Below are 3,261 nucleotides of genomic sequence, written 5' to 3'. Positions count from 1 at the left end.
AGCGGCGCCGGGAGCTGTGGCGGCGGCGCGAGTTCGTGGTCGCCGGGGTGGTGGCCGCGGTGACGGCCGTCGCGGTCACGGTCTCGCTGCTGGTGGGGGGCGGCGCGGGGCACCGGGTCCGGCCCGCGGCCACGCCGTCGGCCACGCCGGGCCCCCGGCTGAAGGGGGTGAGCGCGGCCGAGTTCCTGAGGCGGGCGGCCGACGTGCTCGCGGCGGAGCCGGACGGCGCCGTACCCGAGGCCAAGCAGTGGATCTACACCAAGGAGGCGCGGGAGCCGCTGGACGACAAGCGCGCGCGGGCCAAGGGCATGCTGGGGGCCGTGCAGGAGTCCTGGCTGCGCTACGACGGCACGGCGTCGGCGAGTCCGCGGTGGAACGCCAAGGGCGAGGACACCGGCAAGGTCGACGTCACCCCGATGCACCTGGAGAACGGCGCCGAGGGCGACGACCGCTCGCCGCGGGAGATGTACCGGGTGCTGGCCGCCCTGCCCGCCGACGCCGCGGGGACGCTGCAGTACCTGCGCGAGAAGAACGCCATCGCCGACGGCAAGGGCGCGTCGCAGGCCGAGGCCGACTACGGCGAGATCAGCGTCCTGCTGAACGCGAAGGTGATGCCGGCCAAGGGGCTGGCCTCGCTCTACCGGGCCCTGGCCACCCTGCCCGGCGGGCACCTGACCGGCCATCTGGTCGAGACGGCGGCCGGACGGCAGGCGGTCGCGCTGGAGTACGGCCGGACCGCCGACACCAAGATCGGCAAGGGCATGCGGGACCAGTGGCTCATCGACCCGCGGACGTACCGGATCGTCGGCATGCGCCTGGTCTCCGGCGACCGGGTCCTCGGCGGCGACTCGCTGGTCGCGACGGCCGTGGTGGACAAGGCCGGCGAGCGCGGCTGACACCACCGGCCCGGGCGGCCCGCACCACGAGGGGAGTGCGGGCCGCCCGGGCCGTTCACGATCCGTCCCCGCGCACCGCCGTGAGGGCCGCCGCGACGCTGCCCGCGATGTCCGTCACCGGATAGAGCACCTCGCGCACCACGCGCTCGCGGTCCACGACCAGGGTGAGCCGCTTGAGCCGGCCGGCCCCCGCCGCACGGAAGGTGGGCAGCCGCAGCGCGGCGACGAGCGACAGCTCGGCGTCCGACAGCAGCGGGAACCCCAGGCCCTCCTTCTCGGCGAACGCCCGCTGTTCGTCCGGGCGTTGGGTGGAGACGCCGTGCACGGCGGCGCCGGCCGCGGCGAACTCCCCAAGCCGGTCGCGGTAGGTGCAGGACTCCAGGGTGCAGCCCGCCGTGCCGGGGATGTCCGTCCAGCCCGGCGGATAGGAGTCCGCGCGGGCGTAGGCGCCGGGGAAGCAGTAGAGGACGGTGTACGGGCTGTCGGCGGCGACGGGATCGCGCAACTCGCCCCGGTCGTCCAGCAGTCGGAGCTCGGGCACCCGGGTGCCCACCAGCTCGTGCACCCGCCGCGCCTCCGCCGAGGCATCCTCGGCCGTGGCCGTCGTGCTGCCGTCGCCCAGGACCCAGGTGTCGCCCCAGTCCTGCAGCGCGACCAGGACGGGGAGCAGGGCGCGCCCGCGCGGGGTGAGGCGGTACTCGTAGCGCGGCGGGTGCTCCTGGTAGGGCACGCGGGTCAGCACGTCCGCCTCGACGAGAAGGCGCAGCCGCTCGGTCAACACCTTCCGGGAGACCCCGAGTTCGGCCTGCAGCGCGTCGAAGCGATGCACTCCGCGGGCGGTGTCGCGCACGATCAGCAGGGTCCACCAGTCGCCGACGACGTCCAGGGCCTGGGCGATGGCGCAGGTGGCGTCCTGAAGGCTCGTCCTGCGGGCCATGGCTCCCGTCCCTTCGTCCGCCGGTCGTCGTTGACCTGAGGCTGTCATGCGTCCATAGTAAGTTCCCAAAAGGAACTGACCTGAGGGTCGGCCGGTGACGGGGGGACGCGTGCGGGGTCTGCGAGAAGTGCCGAGGCCGGTCTGGCTGCTGGCCTGCGGGACGTTCGTGAACATGGTCGTGAGCGTGAGCTTCGCCTACACCTTCCTCTACCTGACCGGGCCGCGCGGGCTGGGCGCGGGCGAGGCGGGGCTGCTGAGCGGCATCGCCGGGACGGGGCTCGTCGCGGGGAACTTCACCGGCGGCTGGTACGGCGACCGGTTCGGCCATCGCCGCGTCCTGCTCGCGGCCGCGGCGGCCTCCGGGCTGCTGCTGGCCGTCGTACCCCTGCTGCCCACGCCCGCCCTCTTCGCCGCGCTGCCGGCGGCCCAGTACGCCTCCGGGGCGCAACGCGCTTCGGCCTCCGCGCTGGTCGCGGCCGTCGTGCCGGAGGGGGCGCGGCGGCCGGCGTTCGCGGTGATGCGGGCCGCCTCCAACGGGGGGTTCACGCTGGGTCCGCTGCTCGGGGCCCTGGTCGCGACCCGGTTCTCCTACGACTGGCTGTACCTGGCGGAGGGGGTCGGAAGCCTGGGGCTGGCTCTGTGGACGGCCCGGGTGGTGCCGCCCTCGGCCGTCCCGGGTGGCCGGTCCCGCGCCCACGGCGACCGGCGGGGCGGGGTGTGGGCGGCGCTGCGGGCACGGCCGGCGGTGCTGGTGCTGCTGCCGGCGATCGTCGTCGTCGACGTCGTGTACCGGCAGCAGTACTCCACCTTCCCCGTCTTCCTCGCCGACCACGGCATGGACGCGCGGGTGTACGGGGCGCTGCTCGCCGTCAACGGGGGCCTGCTGCTGTGCCTGGAGCTGCCGGTGGCGCTGACGCTGCGCCGGAGGTCGCCGCTGCGGATCGTGGGGACCGGCCTGCTGCTGGTCGCCGCGGGGTACGGGGTGCTGCTGCTCGGGGCGGGCGTCGGCACGGCGGTGGTGATGATGGCGGCGCTGACGCTCGGGGAGGCGCTGTACAAGACGACCGCCACGGCGTACGTCGCCGACCAGGCGCCGGAGCACGTGCTCGGGCGGTTCCAGTCGCTGTACGCGGGGGCGTCGATCAGCGGGGTGGTGCTCGCGGCGCCGCTGGGCGGGGCGGTGTACGAGGCGGCGCCGGGGGCGTTGTGGCCGTTGTGTGCGGGGCTGGGTGCGATGGCCGGCTGCGCGGTCCTGCTGGCCGCGGGGCCGCGCATCTCCCGCCCCTCGCCCACGGACACGCCCCCGGAACCCCTGACGGCCCGTCCCTCGACGGTGAGCGCGTCCTGAACGCCGGCCGCCGCGGACCGGGCCGCTGCCCGCGGCCGGGAGGCCGCGGGGCGGCAGGGCCTGTGGTGTCCGCCTGCCGT

3 protein-coding genes are annotated in these 3,261 nt (G+C 75.6%); 2 read left to right on the top strand and 1 reads right to left on the bottom strand.

Features of this window, described 5'->3' with window-relative positions; genetic code table 11:
* On the top strand, positions 1-896 hold an 896-nt coding region (locus M8J74_RS43835; RefSeq protein WP_249841730.1), incomplete at its 5' end, for a CU044_5270 family protein.
* A gap of 55 nt (positions 897-951) precedes the next feature.
* On the opposite strand, the gene M8J74_RS43830 is transcribed toward M8J74_RS43835, so the two are convergent.
* Positions 952-1,833 (bottom strand): winged helix-turn-helix transcriptional regulator, encoded by an 882-nt coding sequence (locus M8J74_RS43830; protein ID WP_249841729.1) that lies wholly within the window; start codon positions 1,831-1,833, stop codon positions 952-954.
* 94 nt (positions 1,834-1,927) lie between these two features.
* On the opposite strand from M8J74_RS43830, the gene M8J74_RS43825 reads away from it, so the two are divergent.
* Positions 1,928-3,181, top strand: coding sequence for an MFS transporter (locus M8J74_RS43825; protein WP_249841728.1), 1,254 nt, complete (start codon positions 1,928-1,930; stop codon positions 3,179-3,181).
* The last annotated feature ends 80 nt before the right edge of the window (positions 3,182-3,261 follow it).

The organism is Streptomyces panaciradicis, from assembly GCF_023516615.1.
Classification (GTDB): Bacteria; Actinomycetota; Actinomycetes; order Streptomycetales; family Streptomycetaceae; genus Streptomyces; species Streptomyces panaciradicis.
This window is presented reverse-complemented; position numbering and strand designations above follow the sequence as displayed.

Bases quoted from the DNA above. Each gene is read 5' to 3' on its own strand.
- M8J74_RS43830 (WP_249841729.1), bottom strand. From the start codon at position 1,833: ATGGCCCGCAGGACGAGCCTTCAGGACGCCACCTGCGCCATCGCCCAG.